The 19,633-nt window shown below is 63.0% G+C and carries 21 protein-coding genes; 11 read left to right on the forward strand and 10 right to left on the reverse strand.

From position 1 onward, the window contains the following. The first annotated feature begins 17 nt into the window (after positions 1-17). The 4 genes from atpD (at position 18) to ACIQUB_RS25860 (ending at position 3,346) form a co-directional block, all read left to right on the forward strand. On the forward strand, positions 18-1,466 hold the full coding sequence (gene atpD, locus ACIQUB_RS25845) for a F0F1 ATP synthase subunit beta (RefSeq protein ID WP_018901477.1): 1,449 nt from the start codon (positions 18-20) through the stop codon (positions 1,464-1,466). 77 nt (positions 1,467-1,543) lie between these two features. Beyond that, positions 1,544-1,951 carry a F0F1 ATP synthase subunit epsilon gene (locus ACIQUB_RS25850; protein ID WP_018901478.1) on the forward strand — a complete coding sequence of 136 codons (408 nt, stop codon included), beginning with the start codon at positions 1,544-1,546 and terminating at the stop codon, positions 1,949-1,951. A gap of 172 nt (positions 1,952-2,123) precedes the next feature. Then, positions 2,124-2,894, forward strand: a complete 771-nt coding sequence (locus ACIQUB_RS25855) for an SDR family NAD(P)-dependent oxidoreductase (protein ID WP_402933584.1) — start codon at positions 2,124-2,126, stop codon at positions 2,892-2,894. A 104-nt stretch (positions 2,895-2,998) separates the two neighbouring features. Continuing rightward, a complete protein-coding gene (locus tag ACIQUB_RS25860; protein WP_113235412.1) occupies positions 2,999-3,346 on the forward strand; it encodes a metalloregulator ArsR/SmtB family transcription factor in 348 nt (115 codons plus the stop codon). A gap of 7 nt (positions 3,347-3,353) precedes the next feature. Here ACIQUB_RS25860 and ACIQUB_RS25865 read toward each other — a convergent pair whose 3' ends face one another. Continuing rightward, positions 3,354-3,776: a cupin domain-containing protein gene (locus ACIQUB_RS25865; RefSeq protein WP_113235415.1), complete on the reverse strand. Its 423-nt coding sequence runs from the start codon at positions 3,774-3,776 to the stop codon at positions 3,354-3,356. Between the two features lie 14 nt (positions 3,777-3,790). Then, the gene (gene gloB, locus ACIQUB_RS25870) at positions 3,791-4,561 is read right to left on the reverse strand and encodes a hydroxyacylglutathione hydrolase (RefSeq protein WP_113011868.1); all 771 of its coding nucleotides are present in this window, start codon (positions 4,559-4,561) and stop codon (positions 3,791-3,793) included. Positions 4,562-4,614: 53 nt separating this feature from the next. On the opposite strand from gloB, the gene ACIQUB_RS25875 reads away from it, so the two are divergent. The 3 genes from ACIQUB_RS25875 (at position 4,615) to ACIQUB_RS25885 (ending at position 7,763) form a co-directional block, all read left to right on the forward strand. Then, positions 4,615-5,391: a class I SAM-dependent methyltransferase gene (locus tag ACIQUB_RS25875; protein ID WP_026283544.1), complete on the forward strand. Its 777-nt coding sequence runs from the start codon at positions 4,615-4,617 to the stop codon at positions 5,389-5,391. A 336-nt stretch (positions 5,392-5,727) separates the two neighbouring features. After that, positions 5,728-6,837, forward strand: a complete 1,110-nt coding sequence (gene hisC, locus ACIQUB_RS25880; RefSeq protein WP_113235411.1) for a histidinol-phosphate transaminase — start codon at positions 5,728-5,730, stop codon at positions 6,835-6,837. Continuing rightward, entirely contained in the window at positions 6,834-7,763 is a 930-nt protein-coding gene (locus ACIQUB_RS25885; protein ID WP_047508689.1) for a prephenate/arogenate dehydrogenase family protein, read from the forward strand. The genes hisC and ACIQUB_RS25885 overlap by 4 nt, the downstream gene beginning before the upstream one ends. A gap of 37 nt (positions 7,764-7,800) precedes the next feature. Here the strand turns inward: ACIQUB_RS25885 and ACIQUB_RS25890 are convergent, their stop codons facing one another. Further along, positions 7,801-8,802 carry a DUF2125 domain-containing protein gene (locus ACIQUB_RS25890; protein WP_113235410.1) on the reverse strand — a complete coding sequence of 334 codons (1,002 nt, stop codon included), beginning with the start codon at positions 8,800-8,802 and terminating at the stop codon, positions 7,801-7,803. Positions 8,803-8,853: 51 nt separating this feature from the next. Between ACIQUB_RS25890 and ACIQUB_RS25895 the strand changes: the two genes are divergently transcribed. Then, the gene (locus ACIQUB_RS25895; protein WP_113011864.1) at positions 8,854-9,384 is read left to right on the forward strand and encodes a gamma-glutamylcyclotransferase; all 531 of its coding nucleotides are present in this window, start codon (positions 8,854-8,856) and stop codon (positions 9,382-9,384) included. A gap of 53 nt (positions 9,385-9,437) precedes the next feature. Here ACIQUB_RS25895 and ACIQUB_RS25900 read toward each other — a convergent pair whose 3' ends face one another. From ACIQUB_RS25900 to ftsE, 4 genes are all read right to left on the reverse strand, one after another. Then, positions 9,438-10,238 carry a lysophospholipid acyltransferase family protein gene (locus ACIQUB_RS25900; RefSeq protein ID WP_113235409.1) on the reverse strand — a complete coding sequence of 267 codons (801 nt, stop codon included), beginning with the start codon at positions 10,236-10,238 and terminating at the stop codon, positions 9,438-9,440. An 84-nt stretch (positions 10,239-10,322) separates the two neighbouring features. Further along, a complete protein-coding gene (locus ACIQUB_RS25905; RefSeq protein ID WP_289730244.1) occupies positions 10,323-11,018 on the reverse strand; it encodes a YdcF family protein in 696 nt (231 codons plus the stop codon). 83 nt (positions 11,019-11,101) lie between these two features. Then, positions 11,102-12,112: an ABC transporter permease gene (locus tag ACIQUB_RS25910; RefSeq protein ID WP_113011861.1), complete on the reverse strand. Its 1,011-nt coding sequence runs from the start codon at positions 12,110-12,112 to the stop codon at positions 11,102-11,104. Next, positions 12,105-12,764, reverse strand: a complete 660-nt coding sequence (ftsE, locus tag ACIQUB_RS25915) for a cell division ATP-binding protein FtsE (protein WP_047508673.1) — start codon at positions 12,762-12,764, stop codon at positions 12,105-12,107. Before ftsE ends, ACIQUB_RS25910 begins: the two co-directional genes overlap by 8 nt. Positions 12,765-12,969: 205 nt before the next feature. Between ftsE and ACIQUB_RS25920 the strand changes: the two genes are divergently transcribed. The 3 genes from ACIQUB_RS25920 to ACIQUB_RS25930 all read left to right on the forward strand — a co-directional run bounded on the left by ACIQUB_RS25920 (position 12,970) and on the right by ACIQUB_RS25930 (position 14,804). Beyond that, complete coding sequence (locus ACIQUB_RS25920; RefSeq protein WP_113235414.1) at positions 12,970-13,644, forward strand: hypothetical protein; 675 nt, start codon at positions 12,970-12,972, stop codon at positions 13,642-13,644. Between the two features lie 62 nt (positions 13,645-13,706). Next, complete coding sequence (gene hpt, locus ACIQUB_RS25925) at positions 13,707-14,249, forward strand: hypoxanthine phosphoribosyltransferase (protein WP_018901493.1); 543 nt, start codon at positions 13,707-13,709, stop codon at positions 14,247-14,249. A 195-nt stretch (positions 14,250-14,444) separates the two neighbouring features. After that, positions 14,445-14,804 carry a response regulator gene (locus ACIQUB_RS25930; RefSeq protein ID WP_026283548.1) on the forward strand — a complete coding sequence of 120 codons (360 nt, stop codon included), beginning with the start codon at positions 14,445-14,447 and terminating at the stop codon, positions 14,802-14,804. A 53-nt stretch (positions 14,805-14,857) separates the two neighbouring features. Here the strand turns inward: ACIQUB_RS25930 and ACIQUB_RS25935 are convergent, their stop codons facing one another. From ACIQUB_RS25935 to lysA, 3 genes are all read right to left on the reverse strand, one after another. Next, on the reverse strand, positions 14,858-15,310 hold the full coding sequence (locus ACIQUB_RS25935; RefSeq protein WP_111565151.1) for a hypothetical protein: 453 nt from the start codon (positions 15,308-15,310) through the stop codon (positions 14,858-14,860). A gap of 125 nt (positions 15,311-15,435) precedes the next feature. Next, positions 15,436-18,177, reverse strand: coding sequence for a TIGR02302 family protein (locus ACIQUB_RS25940; protein ID WP_113235408.1), 2,742 nt, complete (start codon positions 18,175-18,177; stop codon positions 15,436-15,438). A 178-nt stretch (positions 18,178-18,355) separates the two neighbouring features. Next, positions 18,356-19,624 carry a diaminopimelate decarboxylase gene (gene lysA, locus ACIQUB_RS25945; RefSeq protein WP_018901497.1) on the reverse strand — a complete coding sequence of 423 codons (1,269 nt, stop codon included), beginning with the start codon at positions 19,622-19,624 and terminating at the stop codon, positions 18,356-18,358. Positions 19,625-19,633: the final 9 nt, after the last annotated feature.

The following is a 19,633-nucleotide window of genomic DNA, read 5'->3' on the forward strand; positions in this document are numbered from 1 at the left end:
GGAAAGAGGGTAAGAAGATGGCTAAGGCAGCTACCCCCAAGAAGGCCGCGGCAGGCTCCGCCGGCAAGGTTACGCAGGTTATCGGCGCCGTCGTGGACGTTGCCTTCGAAGGCGAACTGCCGGCGATCCTGAACGCACTCGAAACCACGAACGGCGGCAACCGCCTCGTGCTCGAAGTCGCTCAGCACCTGGGTGAAAACGAAGTTCGCACGATCGCCATGGACTCGACCGAAGGTCTGGTTCGCGGTCAGCCGGTCTCCGACACCGGTGAGCCGATCACGGTTCCGGTCGGTCCGGAAACGCTCGGCCGTATCATGAACGTCATCGGCGAACCGGTTGACGAAGCCGGCCCGCTGGTCACTTCGGGCAAGCGCGCCATTCACCAGGACGCTCCTTCCTACGTCGACCAGTCGACCGAAGGCCAGATCCTCGTCACCGGCATCAAGGTCGTCGACCTGCTCGCTCCTTACGCAAAGGGCGGCAAGATCGGCCTGTTCGGCGGCGCCGGCGTCGGCAAGACCGTTCTGATCATGGAACTGATCAACAACGTCGCCAAGGCGCACGGTGGTTACTCGGTATTCGCAGGCGTGGGTGAACGTACCCGCGAAGGCAACGACCTTTACCACGAAATGATCGAATCGGGCGTCAACAAGCACGGCGGCGGCGAAGGCTCCAAGGCTGCGCTCGTTTACGGCCAGATGAACGAACCGCCGGGCGCACGCGCTCGCGTTGCTCTCACCGGTCTGACGATCGCTGAAGACTTCCGTGACAAGGGCCAGGACGTTCTGTTCTTCGTCGACAACATCTTCCGCTTCACGCAGGCAGGTTCCGAAGTGTCGGCTCTGCTCGGCCGTATTCCTTCGGCTGTTGGCTATCAGCCGACGCTTGCCACGGACATGGGCGCGATGCAGGAACGCATCACCACCACGACCAAGGGCTCGATCACCTCGGTTCAGGCGATTTACGTCCCCGCCGACGACTTGACCGACCCGGCTCCGGCCACCTCGTTCGCCCACTTGGACGCAACGACCGTTCTGTCGCGCTCGATCGCTGAAAAGGGTATCTACCCGGCCGTTGACCCGCTCGACTCCACCTCGCGCATGCTCGACCCGATGGTTGTCGGCGAAGAGCACTACGAAGTGGCTCGTAAGGTTCAGACGACGCTGCAGCGCTACAAGGCCCTTCAGGACATCATCGCCATCCTTGGCATGGACGAACTGTCGGAAGAAGACCGTCTGGCTGTTGCCCGCGCCCGCAAGATCGAGCGCTTCCTGTCGCAGCCGTTCTTCGTCGCCGAAGTCTTCACCGGTTCGCCGGGCAAGCTCGTTGCGCTCGAAGACACGATCAAGGGCTTCAAGGGCCTCGTCAACGGCGAATACGATCACCTGCCGGAAGCAGCCTTCTACATGGTCGGCTCGATGGAAGAAGCCATCGAAAAGGCCAAGAAGCTCTCCGCAGCCGCTTGATGCATTCACTTACGGCGCGCAGGGACCGTCCCCGCGCGCCGTCTCTCGTTTCAAAGACAATCAAGAAGTGAAACGTCATGGCTGACAATTTCAATTTTGAACTCGTATCTCCGGAGCGCCTGCTCTTGTCCGAGATGGTGACCGAAGTTGTCATTCCGGCAACCGAGGGCGAGATGACCGTCATGGCGAACCACGCGCCGACGATGACGACCATCAAGCCGGGCGTCGTAAGCGTTCGCTCCGCCAGCGGTGTCAAGAAGGACTTCGTGGTGTTCGGCGGCTTCGCCGACATCCTGCCGACCGGCTGCACGCTGCTCGCGGAATCCGCGATCCCCGTCGAAGACGTCTCCAAGGACGAACTCGACCGTCGCATCGACGCCGCCAAGTCTGAACTCGAGGATGCCCAGCATCACGAGCACAAGTCCAAGCTGGAACACTTCATCATGGAAATGACGCACCTCCAGGGTGTCGTCAACAAGGACTGAGCCTTCCAGCTCTGACTGTCATCGAAGCGGCCGCAAGGCCGCTTTTTTGTTGCTCGCTCGAGGCTCTTCTCGGCTATCGAAGGCCGGTAGCGGTTGATCATTGGCGGATGCAGAGGCTATCTTCTCACCATGTCGGATCCGCATCGGTTCGGCCGCTGATGGGGAGGGTTTGATGTTTCATCCGAAGTTGTTCGAAAACCGCAATGTGGTGGTCACGGGTGCCGGTCGCGGGATCGGGCTCGAGGTCGCGAGACAGTTTCTCGATTGCGGTGCGCGGGTGCTGGTTCACACCGGCCGCGACGGCGAGCGGACTTTACCCGACTTCCTGCTGACGGCGGAAGAAGATCGCCGCGCCATTCTGATCGCCGGCGATTTCTCGACGGGCGAGGGGTGCCAGGTTTTTGCCAGCAAGGTACTCGGCCATTTCAAGACGATCCACGCGCTGGTCAACAATGCGGGCACGATGTTCGGCCGGTTTCCGGCGGGCACGCTCACCGACGAGCAGTATGGCCAGGTGGTGCAATTGAACCAGACATCGGTCGTTGAGGTCACCAGGGCGCTACTGCCGGCGCTGAGGGCCGCGGGCGAGGCTGCGATCGTCAACACGGTTTCGATCTCGGCGCTGACGGGCGGCAGCCCGGGCTCGGCGATCTACTCGGCCTCCAAAGCGTTCGTCTCGACTTACTCGAAAGCGCTTGCGCGCGAACTCGCTCCCGACGGCATCCGCGTCAACTGCATCTCGCCGGGAACGATCGAGACCGATTTCCCCCAGCGCTATTCGTCCGCCGAGAAGCTCGAGCAGACCCGCAAGGGCATACCGCTGCAGCGGCTGGGGACGGCGGAGGATTGCGCGCCGGCCTATCTCTTCATGGCGGCGCCGTCGCTGTCGGGTTACGTGACCGGCCAGGTGCTGGAGGTTAACGGCGGCCAGCTTATCTGCTGATCAAGTGACTTTTTTTGGCACTTTAGGAGATCCAAATTATCCGGCGTTGCGTACGTGTTATGAGCACTTGTCATTTTTGATATATATGCAAGCAGAGACATAACATGCACTTGCCGACACCTCGATCGGGTATGGCCGATCACGAATTGCAGGGGTTTTCGACCAAAGCTCGGGCAGCAAGTGAACTTCTGAAAGCGCTGGCTCATCATACGCGGTTGCTCATCCTGTGCATTCTCGCGGATGAGGAGAAGACCGTCAGCGAGATCGAGGACATTCTCGGCATGCAGCAGGCCATGGTCTCGCAACAGCTCGCCCGCCTGCGTCTCGAGGGATTGGTCAATACCCGCCGCGAGGGCCGCATGATCTATTACAGCGTCGGCCATTCAGGCACCGTGTCGCTGCTCAAGTCACTGTTCGTGATGCTGCCCGAGGTGGTCGAGCAGCAGGGGTAAGGCGCTTTCAGGCGTCCGGCGACCAGCCCGGTGGCGCCATCTCGAAGCTCGAGAATTCGAAGCCGGGCGAAACCGTGCAGCCCACCAGCGTATAGTCGCCGAGCGTTTCGGCCGATTGCCACCAGTTGGCGGGGATGATTGCCTGCGGGCGCTGGCCACTGAGGATATCGGGGCCAAGCATCAGCGTCTCGCTCCGGCCGCCGTGTTCAGCGCGGTGCAGCGCCAATGGCGCGCCGGCATAATAGTGCCAGACCTCGGCCGCGTCGTGGACGCGATGCCAATGCGACCGCTGGCCGGATTTCAGCAGATAATAGATCGCCGTAGAGTGCCCGCGCTCCGCACCTTCGCTGTCGCGGAAGGTCTGGATGTAGAAGCCGCCCTCTGGGTGCGGCTCCAAGTTCAGTTCGCGGATGATGTCGTCGGCTGAGATCGGCGCCGGCGCCATCAGAAATTATCCTTGCGCTTGCGGATCTCGGCGAAGACCTCTTCGTTGGTCTTGGTTTCCATCAACAGGTTGCGGCGGATGGCGGGGTCGCCGGCGCGCAGGAAAGGATTGGTTTCCTTTTCCAGCGCGAGCGTCGTCGGAATGGTGAACTTGCCCTCGGCGCGCAAGGCCTCGATCTCGGCGGCGCGGGCCTTCAGACGTTCGTTATCCGGGTCGATGGTGAGCGCGAAGCGGGCGTTAGAGAGCGTATATTCGTGGCCGAAATAGATCGCGGTCTCATCGGGAAGCACGGCGAGCTTCTGCAGCGAGTGCCACATATCGGCCGGCGGGCGCTCGAACAGGCGGCCACAGCCGAGCGCGAACAGCGTGTCGGCGGCAAAGAGCAGCTTGTCGTCGGTGAAGTGGTAGCAGATATGGCCGGCGGTGTGGCCGGGGGTCTCTATGACGCGGACAGGGTGTTCGCCGAACAGGAAGGTATCGTCGTCGGACATCGTCATGTCGAGCCCGGGGATCGCCACCGCCTCGTTGATCGGGCCGATGATCTCGCAGCCGTACTTCTCCTTCAGCGCCAGGTTGCCCTCGACGTGGTCGGTGTGGTGATGGGTGGTGAAGATGTGGCTGATCGTCCAGCCGCGACGGTTCGCGGCGGCGATGACGGCGTCGGCATCGGGAGCGTCGATGGAGGCGGTAAGGCCGGTCTCGGGATCATGAACAAGCACGCCGAAATTATCGGTGCGGCAGAGAAAAACGTCTAAATCCAAAGGTTTCATAATCTAAAGTGCCTCTTTATCTCGGACTGACCCCGAATGTAGAGGCTGCGGCCTTGAAGTCCAACCGCTCACTGATAACATTTATCGCAATGCACGCAGATATCGTTGACCTACGCCAATTCTATCATTCCGACCTCGGCCGCATCGCCGAGCAGTCGATCGCCATGGCGCTCTCCTCGCTCTGGGTGCGGCTGCCGCAGGAGCGGCTGGTGGGCATCGGCTATGCCGTGCCGTTCCTCGATCGCTTTCAGGCCGATACCGAGCGCACCTTCGCCTTCATGCCGGCGGGGCAGGGCGCGGTGAACTGGCCGATGGGATCGCTGTCATCGACGGCGCTGATCTTCGACGAGGAACTGCCGCTGCCGGATTCGTCGATCGACCGGGTGCTGATGGTGCACTCGCTGGAGTTCGCGGAAAACCCGCGCGAGACGCTGAAGGAGCTCTGGCGGGTGTTGGCGCCGGGCGGGCGGCTGGTCATCGTCGTGCCGAACCGACGCGGCGTCTGGGCGCGGCTGGAGCACACGCCGTTCGGCTCCGGGCGGCCGTATTCGCGGGGTCAGCTGACGCATCTGTTGCGCGAGACGAATTTCACGCCGGGGGCCTCGGCAGAGGCGCTGCTGTTTCCGCCGTCGAAGCTGCGGACGATGATGCGGCTGCGCGGCGCGTTCGAATATGTCGGGCGGGCGCTCTGGCCGGCCTTTTCGGGCGTCATCATCGTCGAGGCGCAGAAGCGGCTCTATCAGGGCCTGCCGGTGGCGGTGCGCGCGTCGCGGCGTGTGTTCGTGCCGGTGCTGTCACCGCATGGCGTGCCGACGACGCGGACGCGGTAGGTCTGCAGCGGTGCGGCATTCCCTTCTCCCCAGCGGGGAGAAGGTGGCCCGAAGGGCCGGATGAGGGGGCTCCGGGCTCGGAGTCTACCTTGTCGTTTTGTTGCCGGCAATTAGTGGAGGTTGTGCCGTTGGCCCCCTCATCCGCCTGCCGGCACCTTCCCCCCGGTGGGGGGAAGAGACTCGTGGCGGGGCGCTCGCCCACTTTCCTCCCTACCCTCAGAAGGGAGAGAGGGACCACTGATCACTCCCCCCACCACTCGACAACGCCCCATTTCCGTTCTATTGCCTCAAGGCAATTTCCAGCCGGACACCCCGGCCTTTTCCAAGGTTGATCCCATGAGCGTAGAGACGAGCAAGCCTGTTCCCCGTGCCGGTATTCTTGATATCGCGGCCTATGTGCCCGGCAAGGAACATGCGCCGGGCGTGGCGCGCGTCTACAAGCTCTCGTCGAACGAAACGCCGCTCGGCGCCAGCCCGAAGGCGATTGCCGCCTATCGCGCCGCGGCCGACAATCTCGAGCGTTATCCGGACGGACAGGCCGTCGAGCTGCGCGAGGCGATCGCCGCGGTGCATGGGCTTAACCCGGCTAACATTCTCTGCGGCAATGGCTCGGACGAGCTGCTCGGCCTGCTCTGCCATGTCTATCTGGCGCCCGGCGACGAGGCCATCATCACCGAGCATGGCTTCCTGGTCTACAAGATCCAGATCATGGGCGCCGGCGCCACCGTCGTCACGGTCAAGGAGAAGGAAGCGACGGTCGATGTCGACGCGATCATCGCCGCCGTCACCGAGAAGACCAAGATGGTGTTCATCGCCAACCCCGGCAATCCGACGGGCACCTATGTTCCGGTCAGCGAAATCCGCCGCCTGCATGCGGCCCTACCTAGGAATGTCGTGCTGGTGCTCGACGCCGCCTATGCCGAATATGTGCGCCGCAACGACTATGAATCCGGTATCGAGATCGTGTCGTCGAACCCGAACGTGGTCATGACCCGCACCTTCTCCAAGGTCTACGGCCTGGCGGCGCTGCGCGTCGGCTGGATGTATGCGCCCGCCGATATCGTCGATGCGCTGAACCGCGTGCGTGGGCCGTTCAACATGAACATGGCGGCGATCTCGGCCGGTGCGGCTGCCATCCGCGACCAGTCCTTCATGCAGGAAGCCGTCGCTTTCAACCAGATGTGGATCGACAAGCTGACCGGCGCCTTCGAGGCGATCGGGCTGAAGGTCACGCCCTCGGTCACCAATTTCGTGCTGATCCATTTCCCCGATGTGGACGGCAAGCGCGCCGACGAGGCAGACGAGTTCCTCACCAGCCGCGGCTATATCCTGCGCGCCGTAAAGGGCTACGGCTTCAAGAATTCGCTGCGCATGAGCGTCGGCCCCGAAGAGGCCAACCGCGGCGTCATCGAGGCGCTCGGCGAGTTTATGGGACGGAAAGCATGACGGTCCAGTTCGATCGCATCGCGCTTATCGGCATCGGCCTGATCGGCTCGTCGCTGGCGCATGACATCAAGCGGCTGGGCTTGGCGAAAGAGGTGGTCATCGCCACCCGCAGCGCCGAGACGCTGAAGCGGGCGGAAGAGCTTGAGCTCGGTGACCGCTACACGACGTCTTCGGCAGAAGCGGTCAAGGACGCGGACCTCGTCATCGTCTCGGTACCTGTTGGAGCGTCGGAGGCGGTTGCCAAGGAGATCGCCGGTAGCCTGAAGCCGGGCGCCATCGTCACCGATGTCGGCTCGACCAAGGCGTCGGTCATCGCGCAGATGCAGCCGCATATGCCCGGCAATGTCCATTTCATTCCCGGCCACCCGCTGGCGGGTACGGAGAAATCGGGTCCGGATGCCGGCTTCCCCGGCCTGTTTGCCGGCCGCTGGTGCATCTTCACGCCGCTCGAGGGCACGGACGAGACGGCACTGAAGGCGCTCAGCCGCTTCTGGGAGACGCTGGGCTCGAAGATCGACGTGATGGACCCTGAACATCACGACAAGGTGCTCGCTATCGTCTCGCACCTGCCGCACCTCATCGCCTTCAACATCGTCGGCACGGCCGATGATCTGGGCACGGTGACGGAATCGGAAGTGATCAAGTATTCCGCCTCCGGCTTCCGCGATTTTACGCGTCTCGCCGCCTCCGACCCCACCATGTGGCGGGATGTGTGCCTGCACAACAAGGATGCGATCCTGGAGATGCTGGCGCGGTTTTCCGAAGACCTTGCCTATCTGCAGCGGGCGATCCGCTGGGGCGAGGGCGACAAGATCTTCGACCTCTTCACCCGCACCCGGGCCATCCGCCGCTCGATCATCGAGGCCGGCCAGGATGTCGACGCGCCGGACTTCGGGCGGCCGCATACGCTTGATAAGAAGGGTTGAGGGCCGAGGCGGCGCCATGGCGCCGCGCCACCTAAACTCAAATCGGCGGGATCTGGCCGAGCGGGATGAAGCCGCTGACGGTGGCGTTGCCGCGCTGGACGACGAGGTCGACGGAGACGGTGCCGCCGCCGCCGGCCATTGCCTTCAAAAGCTTGGCGGCGGTGTCGACGGTCTTGGCGATATCGGGGAAGCCCTGCTTGATGCTGTCGCGCCAGGCGTTGACGTCTTCGATCTGCAGCTTGAACTGGGCGGTCAGATAACCCTCCTCGTCGAAGGAGAAGGGGCCTGACAGCGTCATCACCTTGCCATCGCCCATATCGGCCACCGCCTTGCGGAGCTCGCCGCTGGCGCCGTAGAGGCCCTTCTCGTCGCTCCCGTCGATCATGCCGGCCTTGCCCGCCAGTGTGACATCCGCGCTGGTCGAGAGCTTGGGCAAGACCTGCGGCCAATCCTTGATCACCGTCTGCGCGTCGGTCAGCGAGATCGCGCCGTCGAGATCGGCGCCGTTCTGGCGCAGGTGCAGTTCGGTGTGGGCGGCGTCGAAGTTGATCGTCTGGCCGGTGGCGGAGGAGACGGCGGTCGCCTTCAGGCCGTCGATTATGGTCGAGGAGTGGTCGATGCCCTTGAGCTTGGTGACAAGGCTCGACTGCAGGTTCGTCCACTCGGCGTTGACCGACAGGCCATGCGCGGTGCGGATTTCGGCGGGCGAATCAAGTTCCCAGACGATATGGCCGGGGGCGTAGACCTGGGCTGCAGAGCGCAGGGCGCCGAAGCTTGCCGATACACCATTGACGTTGTCGTCGACATCCACCTTCGAGCAGAAGAGGCCGATGCGGAAGGGGAAGCCGCGGAAGTCGATATCGGCGCATTCGCCTGATACGCCGGCCTTGTTGCCGGGGCCGATCGCCGTCAGAACCGTGCTCTTCAGCGTCGAGGCGGCATAGAACCAGCCGCCGGTATAGAGTGCGACCACGAGAACGATGCCTGCCCCCAGCAACCAGAATTTCCTGCCGCTACGAGATTGGCTTGACGCTGCCATGATGTTCTCCAATGGTTGTCCGCAAATTAGAATCTCGGTCTGGCTTGGGATATGGACGAATTTTGGGTGTTTGGCTACGGATCGCTGATGTGGAATCCGGGGTTCGCGTTTGTTGAACGGTCACAAGCGCTTATTCATGGCTATCGGCGATCTCTCTGCGTTCGCTCGTGGGTGCATCGGGGCACCGAGCAAAATCCGGGGCTGGTGCTGGGGCTCGATCGCGGGGGATCGTGCCGCGGCATGGCGTTTCGCGTCGCGGGCGAGGATTGGGACGAGGTCATCGGCTATCTCAGAGAACGCGAACTGGTGACCAACGTTTATCTCGAGCGTCAGGTTCCGCTGCAGCTTGCAGGCGGGCGCGGTGTCAAGGGCGTCGCCTATGTCGTCGACCGCGACCACACGCAATATGCCGGCTCGCTGGATACGATGGCCGCGGCACGCATCGTGCATCAGGCGCAAGGAAAGTCCGGGCCGAACGACGCCTATGTCTTCAACACGCTGGCGCACCTGAAAGAGATGGGTATTCGCGACCACTGGCTGGAAGACGTGGTCGATGAGGTGGAGCGGTTGCGGGCGGCCTGAACTGATTAGGCCAAGGCGCTGCGCGCCTCAGCCGGGCCACGGCGCTATGCGCCTTAGCCGGTCGTTGCGGCGTTCTGCTTGCGCAGTTCCTCCAGGCGCTGGAGTGCCGTGGGCGGCAGGGGCAGGTTTGGGTTGCGCGCGGCGTCGCCCATCAGGATCTCGTCGCTGGCGCGTTCGGTCACCTCGATCAGATGCGCGAAGAAGGCGTCCGGGTCCATTCCGGGCTCGATCGGCTTCAGGATGCGGACCTTGTAGTGGCCGGGATAGCGCATGGTCGAGCGGCGCGGCCAGAAGAGGCCGGGCTGCATGGCGACAGGAACGACCGGCAGCTGCAGGTCGCGATACATGCGGGCGATGCCGTATTTGTAGACCGGCTCGGCGCCCGGCGGACGGCGGGTGCCCTCGGGATATATGATCAGCTGGCGGCCGGTGGCGAGTTCTTCCTTGGTGCGGCGCAGCGCCTCGACCATGACCTTGCCGCGGGCGCCGCGATTGATCGGGATCATCCGCTGCTTCTTCGCGTACCAGCCGAAGAGCGGGATCCACATGAGCTCGCGCTTGAGGATATAGACCGGGTCCTTCAGCCAGGGGAGCAGCGCATAGGTGTCCCAGAAGGACTGGTGCTTGGGCGCCAGGATGTAGCCGCCCTCGGGCAGGTTCTCCAGGCCCTCGATCTCGAAGGTGGTGCCGACGATCTTTTCCATCAGCCAGTGGTTGGAGAGCGCCCAGTTCTTCGGGATGCGATAGGCGCTCCGGCGCGGCGCCAGGAAGTAATAGGGCGAGAACACAATCATTCGCAGAATGAGATTGGCGTAGAAGATCGTGTTGAAGAGAACGGAACGCAGGGCGATCATGAAGTTTCCCGAGGCCTAAATCCGCCAGACGGGCGGCACAGCCGTCCTACACGATATTCTCCGCCATAAAAAGCGCTGATCGGCTCAGGTATCGCCTTCGGCGGAGCGCAGGCCAGGATGGCGGAAGAGGCCGGTCAGGTTGCGGGCGCCGGCAAAGAGCAGCTTGCCGTATTCGGCCAGCATGACGCGCATGGCGTTGGGATCGGTGAACCAGTTGCTGTTCTTCAGATCGGTGTTGACGACGGGATAGGGCACGAACTGTGTTTCGGGATCGACATAGGCGAGTTCGGCGAGGCTACGCGGCATGTGGTAGTTGTTGGTGACGATCAACACGCTCTTGTAGCCCTTGGCGTGGATCCAGTTGGTCGCTTCCTCGGCATTGCCGATCGTGTCCAGCGCGTCGTAGCCGATGTCGACGCAGCAATCGAAGAGATCGGGCGCTGCCTGCGTCATCTTGCGGATCTGGTTGCGGGTGGTGGTCGGATGGACGCCCGAGATCAACAGGCGCTTGCCGGCACCCTTCTGCAGGAGTTCCACGGCCTGGTCGATGCGCTGGTAGCCGCCTGTCAGCACGACGATGGCATCGGCATGCGGATCGAGCGGCGGTTTGAGGGTCGTGACCGAATCCGCGAAGAACAGAAAGCCCCCGAAAACCAGGGCGATAGCGAGCACGAAGGTGACGCCGCCCCAGCGCAGCATGCGGCGTACGGGGCCACGGCGCGCGGGCTCGCTCTCGGAGCGGGAAAGCTCCGTTTTCGGGCGAATCGGGTCGTGCGACATGCGGCTCATGCTCATGAATCGAAAAATATACGCAGATTAGGGCGGCGAACAGACGCTTTCATGGCAAAATGCAGCCCGTAATCTTAATTCGGAAGGCCGTCGGCACGGGTGGGATCGGAGCGCAGCGTGTCGATTTCGTAGATGGTGCGCATGACCGTTAGCCGGGCAGTGAAGGTGGTCAGGAGGGCGATGACGATCATCGTCGCGAAGATGCCGGCATAGCCGAGCGCGCCGACCGAGAAGGTGCCGAACAATGCTGTCGCCTGGTCGGTCTGCGGTGTGGCGAGCGTGCGGCTCTGCAAAAAGCCGGCGCTCATGAAGAAGAGGGCGGCAAGTGCTGAGCCGACGGCCGAGCCCTTGAGGCTGATCTTCAGGAAATGCTTCTGGAACTCATTGGCAACGAAGGAGCTCTCGGCGCCGACGAAGTGCAGGACTTCGACGATGTGCCTGTTGCCGGACAATGCGCCACGGGTGGCGAAGACGACGGTCAGCACCATGGCGGAGAAGACCAGCAGCAGCACGCCGGTGCCGATCATGACAGTCGTGTGGGCCATGGAGACCAGGCGGTCGACCCAGGTGCGGTGATCGTCGAGCGAGGATTGTGGAATGCTCTCCTTCAGCATGGCGCGCATCGCATCGAAATCGGGCGGGTTGCTTTCGTCGATGGTGATGATGACGAGGCGGGGAACGGGCAGTTCCTTGATGTCGAGGCCGGTGCCGAGCCAGGGTTCGAGCAGGCGCGCGGTGGCGGCCTCGTCGACGATCTGGCCATCCTTGGTGCCGACGAAGGTGAGCGCGATACGGCGGGCGTCATTCAGCGCCTTGTCCATGTCCAGCCCGTCGTCGGGCTTGATCTGGATGGTGATCTCGCGGGAGATCTGGCTTTCCCAGCTTGCGGCCGTCGAGCGCACCATCGAGACGCCGCCGAGCGTCAGGCAGGCGAGAAAGGCCATGATCGCGATCACGACCATCAGCGCGTTGCCCTGGATATTGGCGGACGGCAGGATCGGCGCGGTTGGGCGCACCTTCATCTCCGGGCGTTTCTGACCCTTGGAGGCTGCTGGCGCTGCGGGGCGGGCGGTTGGCTCAGTCATGGATGTCGAGGTGCCCTTCCGAGAGGATCATCCGGCGGGCGTCCACCTGGTCCATCAACGTCAGATCGTGGGTAGCGATCACGACGGCGGTTCCGAGGCGATTGAGTTCGAGGAAGAGGTTGAGCAGGCGGCGCGCCATCGGCGGATCGACGTTGGCGGTCGGCTCGTCGGCGAGCAGGATTTCGGGGCGGTCGATGAGGGCGCGGGCGATCGCGGCGCGCTGTTTCTCGCCACCCGAAAGCACTGGCGGCAGCACGTTGATGCGCTCGCCGAGGCCGACCCATTTCAGCAGTTCCAGCACGTCGGTCTTGTAGGAGGCCTCATCCTTGCCGCGCACGCGCAGCGGCAACGCCACGTTCTCATAGGTGGTGAGATGATCGAGCAGGCGGAATTCCTGGAAGATGATGCCGACGCGGCGGCGCAGAAGCGGCAGTTCGGTGCGGGGTATATCGGTTATGTCGCGACCGAACATGCGGATCAACCCGCGTGTCGGCTGCAGCGAGAGGAAGAGAAGCCGAAGCAGCGTGGTCTTGCCGGCGCCGGAGGGGCCGGTCAGGAACTGGAAGGATTTCTTCGGGATGTCGAAGGTCAGGTCCCGGAGGATTTCCGGTCCCATTCCATAGCGCAAACCGACATTCTCGAAGTGGATCAACGGGCCGCTCAGTTTCTTGTTGTTTCACCGCATGACTTGTTAACCAGATCCGTTAACAACGGGTAAATTTCGCCGGAAAGACGCCTGTTTGATGGCGGCATTTGCGAAGCATTAACCAATAAAATTTACGAGTAGAGAGGATTCGTTTCAATGCCCGCCTGTGAGGCCGGGCGTGAAAGCAGTGGATACCGGAAAGGCGGTCGTCATGACATCCTCCTCGTTCAAGCGCCAGGCACCCGGGCGGGCCTATGATTTCCTGCCGCCAGAGGCCGCGAAGCGCGAGCACCGGCAAAGCCGTCCCGCCGATATCGCCGACGCCGAGTTCGTTGTCATCGGCAAGCAGCGCGGGCCTGACTTCAACGATCGCAGCTTCAAGGGCCGCAGCTTCAACGACAACAGCCGCAGCGCCGGCGCTCGTCCATCGCCGCGTACAGCGCAAGCAGCGCCGGTTCAGGCGCCATCCTTCGTGCAGGCCGCCGAGGCGTGGCTGCAGCAGGCCTCGCTCAAGCATTTCTCCGTGCTTGTGGTGGCGCTCTGCGTCCTCGTCTTCGGTCTCTCCGGCGGGTTCTCCGGCCTGTCCGCTTCCAATGCGGCTGTCGATACCGATCCGCTGCACTTCACCCATGTGACAGCGACGCCGCGCGATGCCAACGGGATGCGAGTGCTTCTGATCAACGGCATTATCGACAATGTCAGCGGCACCACGCAGATGGTGCGGCCGATCCGGGCGAACCTCTATGCCGACGAGAAACTGGTCGCCAGCGTGGTGATCAATGCGCCCGCCGACGTGATCTATGGTGGCCAGAGCCGTGGCTTCTCCTCCAGGATACAGTATCCCGGTGGAAAAACGCCCGAGGTTCGGCTCTCCTTTATGCCCTAAGGGGTGTTTCGCCGCGCGGTTTGTGCTAACGGCTTGTGCTTGTTTTCAGGGAGCAAGCCTTCATGCCTGTGGTGCGCGGTAAGAATATCGATCCTCTTTTTACGGCCGAGATGATTGCCGAGCGCAATCATGCCATCGCCCGGGAGATCGCGAAGGGACCGACCAAGGACCTGCTCGTCATCGCCGTGCTCAAGGGCTCGTTCATTTTCGCGGCCGACCTTATTCGCGCGCTGCATGACAGCGGGCTTGCGCCCGAGGTCGAGTTCATCACGCTGTCGAGCTACGGCACCGGCACGGTTTCGCAGGGTGTTCGGATCGTCAAGGATATCGACAGCGAGGTGAAGGATCGCGACGTTCTCCTGATCGACGACATTCTCGAATCCGGCCGCACGCTGAAGTTCGCCAAGGAACTGCTCTATGAGCGCGGCGCCCGCAACGTCACCATCGCCGTGCTGCTCGACAAGAGCGTGAAGCGCAAGGAAAAGCTGGAAGCGGATTATGTCGGCTTCGAATGCCCCGACTATTTCGTCGTCGGATACGGCATGGACGTGGCCTATGCCTTCCGCGAACTTCCCTTCGTCGGCGTGGTGACGGGCGACGCGTAGTCACCTCTTTTTCTTGTCGCATGTCGTTGCCGCAAAACCGCTGCACACTTTTGCGCGACATGCTTGGGTGCCTCATTTCAAGACGGGTTGTTAACCATCCCGTCCATCGCCGGATCATTGCCTTCGGCCGTTTACCACTCGCAAAGGAAAGTCGTGTGATTTGCGGGTAGGGCATGAAACGGAGCAATGCACACCATGGCAAGAATTCTGATTACGGAAGACGAAGATTCCCTGCGTTCTTTCGTAGCCCGCGCTTTGCGCCTCGACGGTCATGAGACCGAAGAAGCGGCTGACGGTGCGGAAGGGCTGGAGAAGCTCAACATCGGCGGTTACGACCTGCTGCTGTCGGATATCCGCATGCCCGTGATGGACGGCATCGAACTCGCGCACCAGGCGAAGTCGGCCTTTCCGGCGCTGAAGATCCTGTTGATGACCGGCTATGCCGAACAGCGCGAACGTGCCGATGACCTCGCCGAGAAGATCGTCGATGTCGTGTCGAAGCCATTCGCGCTTCCCGATATCCGCAAGGCGGTTGCCCGGGCTCTCGCTGCCTGAGGGCTGGCTAAGGCAGATCTATCGTATCAAAGCCGGCGCTCTCGCCGGCTTTTTCAGTTTTGCGGCTGAATGAATTTGCCCTCGAAGCGTACGCGAAAATTCCGGCGCTGCGGGTCTTCCTTGAAGCAGACGAAGATCAGCTCGATATCTTCGGCGTGGTCGCGCTTGTCGAGCAAGCTGAGGGTGACGACGAGCACGCCGTCATATGCGCGGGTCAGCCTGAAGGCGGCGTTGCGGATGTCGTTGGCGTCGGGATCCTTGCGGTCGTCGCGGCGCTCATAGACCACCCAGAAAGGGCAGATGTCCCAGGTGGCGCGAAAGATCTCCGTCATTTCGGCCTGGAACTGCTCGGCATGCATGTTTGGGCCCCAGGTCAGCGTCTGCTCACCTTCGTCAGCGACGACGTTCAGATAGCCGTCATAGTCGTTGCCATGCTCGGACAGGGCATTGCCGATCATCTCGAATGCCGTGTTTTCGTCGATTACCGTCTTGAAGAGAATTGCCATCGAATCGCTATCGTTCGTCGCCTGCCGCCGCGACATTACGAAGCTTCCGCGGTTTTGGAATAGCCCCATACGGGTGAAAAGCCGCTGTTCGGGGCAGGTTTGAAATCAAGAATATATCCTGCGTCTTATTGAATATCGAGCAGGCGTTCAAGATAGCGCCGTTCCATCTCCTGTGAAGGGTTGTTGCCCAGCTTTTCTCTGATGGCATCGAGGATTTCGCGGGCGCGCTGCACGTCGATCTCATCGGGCACCTTCACCTGGTCACCGAAGTCCGGACCGTCGGCGCGGCGCGGACGGCCGAGCGGATCGCGGCCGTTCTGATTGCCCTGGCCGACCTGACCCTGCGGCCCCTGACCCTGGCCTTGCTGACCCTGCTGCGCCTGCATCATCTGGTTCATCATGTCGCGGGCGCCCTGGCGCAATGCTTCCAGCGCGCGACCCTGGCCCTGGATGGCCGGTTCGCCGCGGCCCTGGCCGAGCTCTCGACCTGCACCTTCCATCTCGCGCTGCGCCTGGCCGAAGCCCTGGCCGGGCTTCATGCCCATGTCGCCGAGGCTCTTCTGCATTTCGCCGAGCTGCTTGCCGAGCTGGTCCTGGCGCTCGCGCAGCTGCTTCAGCGCCTCGCGCAGCTGTTCGGCCGTCATCTCGTCCGACGGGTTCTGGCCCTGCTGGCCTTGCTGGCCCTGTTGCTGCTGGCCCTGCTGGTTCTGGCCTTGCTGGCCCTGTTGTTGCTGCTGATCCTGCGGCATGCCGTCATTGTCCATCGGCATGTCGTTCAGAAGCGGGTCGTTCATCCCGAGGTCGGGGTTCATGCTGTTGGGATCGCCGCGCTGCATGCGGTCCTTCAGTTGCTGGTCGAGCTTGAAGGTCTCTTCCATCAGCTTCTGCTGGTCGCGCAGGATTTGGCCGAGCTTGTCCATCTGCTGGCGCATCTGGCTGTTGTCCTGGCCCTGCTGCTGCTGACCGCGCTGCGGGCGGCCGGCCTGCATGTTGTTCATCATCCGCTGCAGCTCCGACAGCATCTGCTGGGCGGCGTCGCGGTTGCCGGAGCGGGCCAGGTTTTCGATCTGGTCCATCATCCGCTCCAGATCCTGCTGACGGATGACGTTCTGGGCGTTCTGGTTGGGCTGCATCGGCGCATTCTGCATGCGCTGCGCCAGCTCCTTCATGTAGTCCTGCATCGCCTTGCGCAGCTCGTCCATGAGCTTCTTGACCTCTGCGTCGGGCGCGTTGCGCTGCAGGGCGTCGGCGAGGTTCTGCTGGGCGTTGCGCAGGTTGCGCTCGGCCTCAGAGAGATTGCCGTCCTCCATGCCGATGGCGATGTCCCACAGATAGTCTGCGGTGTCCTTCAGCGCCTCGTCGCCCTTGGCGAGCTTCATGCGCTGGCGGGCGGATTCGATCAGCAGGTAATTGGTAAGGTTGGGGATCGTCTCTTCCGGACGCAGTGTCAGCGCTTCGTTGAGCGCGATCGCCTCGGGCATCTTGCGCGTGTCGAGCGCGAAGGTCTGGCGCTGTTCGGCGACGGCGGCTGCGAGCGGCTCGCTAAAGGGGCGGGCGGGCAGCGTCATCTCGTGCGGCGGGCTGCGGCCCGTCTGGCCGGCGGCGTCCTTGGCGATCAGCGTGATGCGCACGCGCTTGCCGGCGAGCGGATGCTCGGTGAGGTTCTTGCTGGCCACACCCTTGGCGTCGCGGGCGTTGCGGCGCGGAATGTCGAGCTTGTATTCGGGCAGCGGATAGAGCGGCGTGGCGCTCGTGTCTGTCTCGACAGGCACGATTTCGGCCGTGGCTTCCTGGACGCCGTAGTCGTCCTTGATCGTGTAGCCGATCTCCAGCGCGCCGTTGACCGTTGGCTTCGGCAGGCCGTTGAATGCGATTTCGGGCGCCTTGTCGGGGATGACGTCGAAGGCCCATTTGCGGCCGTTGACCTCGAGCGTACCGTTTTCCTCAAGCTTCATAAGATGCGTGGAGGCGGTCTGCTGCTGCGGCGTTGCCGTTGCCGGCTGCTGAGCCTCGGTCGTTGCGGGCGCGGGTGTCGCGGGCGTTCCGGGAGCGGGGGCGTTTTCGGCTGCGGCGATCTCGATGCGCTGGCCGTCCTCGCGGGCGAAGACCACCTTCTCGTCGGCCTTGCCGCCGGAGACGCGCACGGTGAGGTTCGACGATTGCGGGATCTTGATCGCGCCCTGCTCGCTGCCGGTCGCGGTGAGATAGACGGGGGCGCGGCCGGTATAGGCGGGCGGGGTGATCCAGGCGTCGATGCGAACGGCCGGGTCGGTTGCCTGCGCCTGCGGGCGCGGCTGCAGCGCATCGCTGATCGAGCCGCCGTTGGTCGACAGCGAATAGCCGAAGGCGACGACGATCAGGAGGGCGGGGATGGCGCGCAGCGCCCAGCGGTCATGCGAGGCGATATCGGGCTGCGGGAAGCCGGCGTCCAGCGAGGCGATCTTCTCGGCCATGCGGGTCTGGTGCTCGCGCCACAGCGCGCGGGCGAAGGGTGTGTCGAAGGCCGGCTCGTCTTCCTGCACGGCGACCGGCTGATGCGGAAGGCCGTTGCGCTCTTCCAGCAGCCGGTCGGCAGCGGCCGATCCCGGCCAGTGCAGCTTGCGGAAGGGATAGAGCGTTGCCAGCAGCCCGAGGCCGAAGCCGAATAGCAGCACGATGCGCAGCCAATCGGGAACGATGCGGAAGACGCCGAACCAGGATGCGGCCAGATAAAGTGCTACAAGCGACAGGATGGGCAGGGTGAGAGGCAGCACCTGCTCGAACAGCAACACGCATTGGGCGGTCAGGCGCTTTGCCGCCACCAGCCGTGCGAGCGACGGCTTCAGGGCAAAGGCACCTTTCTTTTCGCTCTTGGTGCTGTTCTTCAATCCGGTCTCCGCGATCTGGCGTTAGGGGCCTGGCGTTAAAGGGCAGAGAGGGCTTGCGCGGCGGCGACCGGGCAAGACGGTATGCGGAAAGGATAACACTCTTTGTGGCGAAGACGAGGGCAGGGGCCGGTCAATGCCGGTTTTTCCCGCGTCTTCGCCAAAAAGTGATTGCCGTTGATCAGTCGAGCCAGGCGGGGACGCTGTCGAGCGCGATCAGCTCTTCATAGGTCCGGCGCGGGCGGATGACGTGGAAATCGCTGCCCTTGACCAGCACTTCGGGCACCAGCAGGCGGCTGTTGTATGTGCCTGCCTGTACCGCGCCATAGGCTCCGGCGGACGAGACGGCGAAGAGATCGCCCGATTTCGGCATCGCCATTTCGCGGTCGAGCGCCAGGTAGTCGCCGGTCTCGCAAACAGGGCCGACGACATCGGCCTTGATGCGCGGCGCGTTGGCGGCGGAGATCACCACGGGGCGGATCTCGTGATAGGCCTCGTAGAGCGTCGGGCGGATGAGGTCGTTCATGGCGCCATCGACGATGACGAAGGTCTTTTCGCCGCCGTCCTTCACGTAGAGCACTTCGGTCACCAGGATGCCGGCATTGCCGACGATCAGGCGGCCGGGCTCCATGACGATCTTGCAGCCGAGCTCGCGCAGCTGGTTCTTGACGATCGCGGCATAGGCGTCGGGCAATGGCGGCGGGTTGTTGTCGTCCTTGTAGGGAATGCCGAGACCGCCGCCGATATCGACATGGTGGATGTCGTGGCCGTCGGCGCGCAGCGTGCTGACGAGCTCGCGCAGCAGCTTGAAGGCGTCGTCGAAGGGCTGCAGCTCGGTGATCTGGCTGCCGATATGCATGTCGATGCCGGTGGCTTCGATGCCGGGCAAGGTGGCGGCGCGGGCGTAGACGGCGCGGGCACGTTCCCAGGAGATGCCGAACTTGTTTTCCTTCTTGCCGGTCGAGATCTTGGCGTGGGTGCGGGCGTCGACATCGGGATTGATGCGGAAGGAGACGGGCGCCTTCTTGCCGGCCTTGACGGCGCGCTGGTTAAGGATCTCGAGCTCAGGCTCGGATTCGACGTTGAAGCAGTAGATGCCGGCTTCGAGCGCATAGTCCATCTCATGCGCGGTCTTGCCGACGCCGGAGAACATGATGCGGTTGGCCGGGATGCCGGCTGCCAGCGCGCGGCGCAGCTCGCCTTCGGAGACGACATCGATGCCGGCGCCGAGATTGCCGAGCGTCTTCAGGACGGCCTGGTTCGAATTGGCCTTCATGGCGTAGCAGACCATGGAGTCGACATCGCTGAAGGCCTGCGAGAAGACCTTGTAGTGGCGCTCGAGCGTTGCCGTCGAATAGACGTAGAAGGGCGTGCCGACGGCCTTGGCAATCTCGGGAACGGGAACGTTCTCGGCGTAGAGGATGCCGTCGCGATACTCGAAATGGTTCACTTTAGTCGC

It is taken from the genome of Rhizobium sp. NPDC090275 (assembly GCF_044772225.1).
Lineage (GTDB): Bacteria > Pseudomonadota > Alphaproteobacteria > Rhizobiales > Rhizobiaceae > Rhizobium.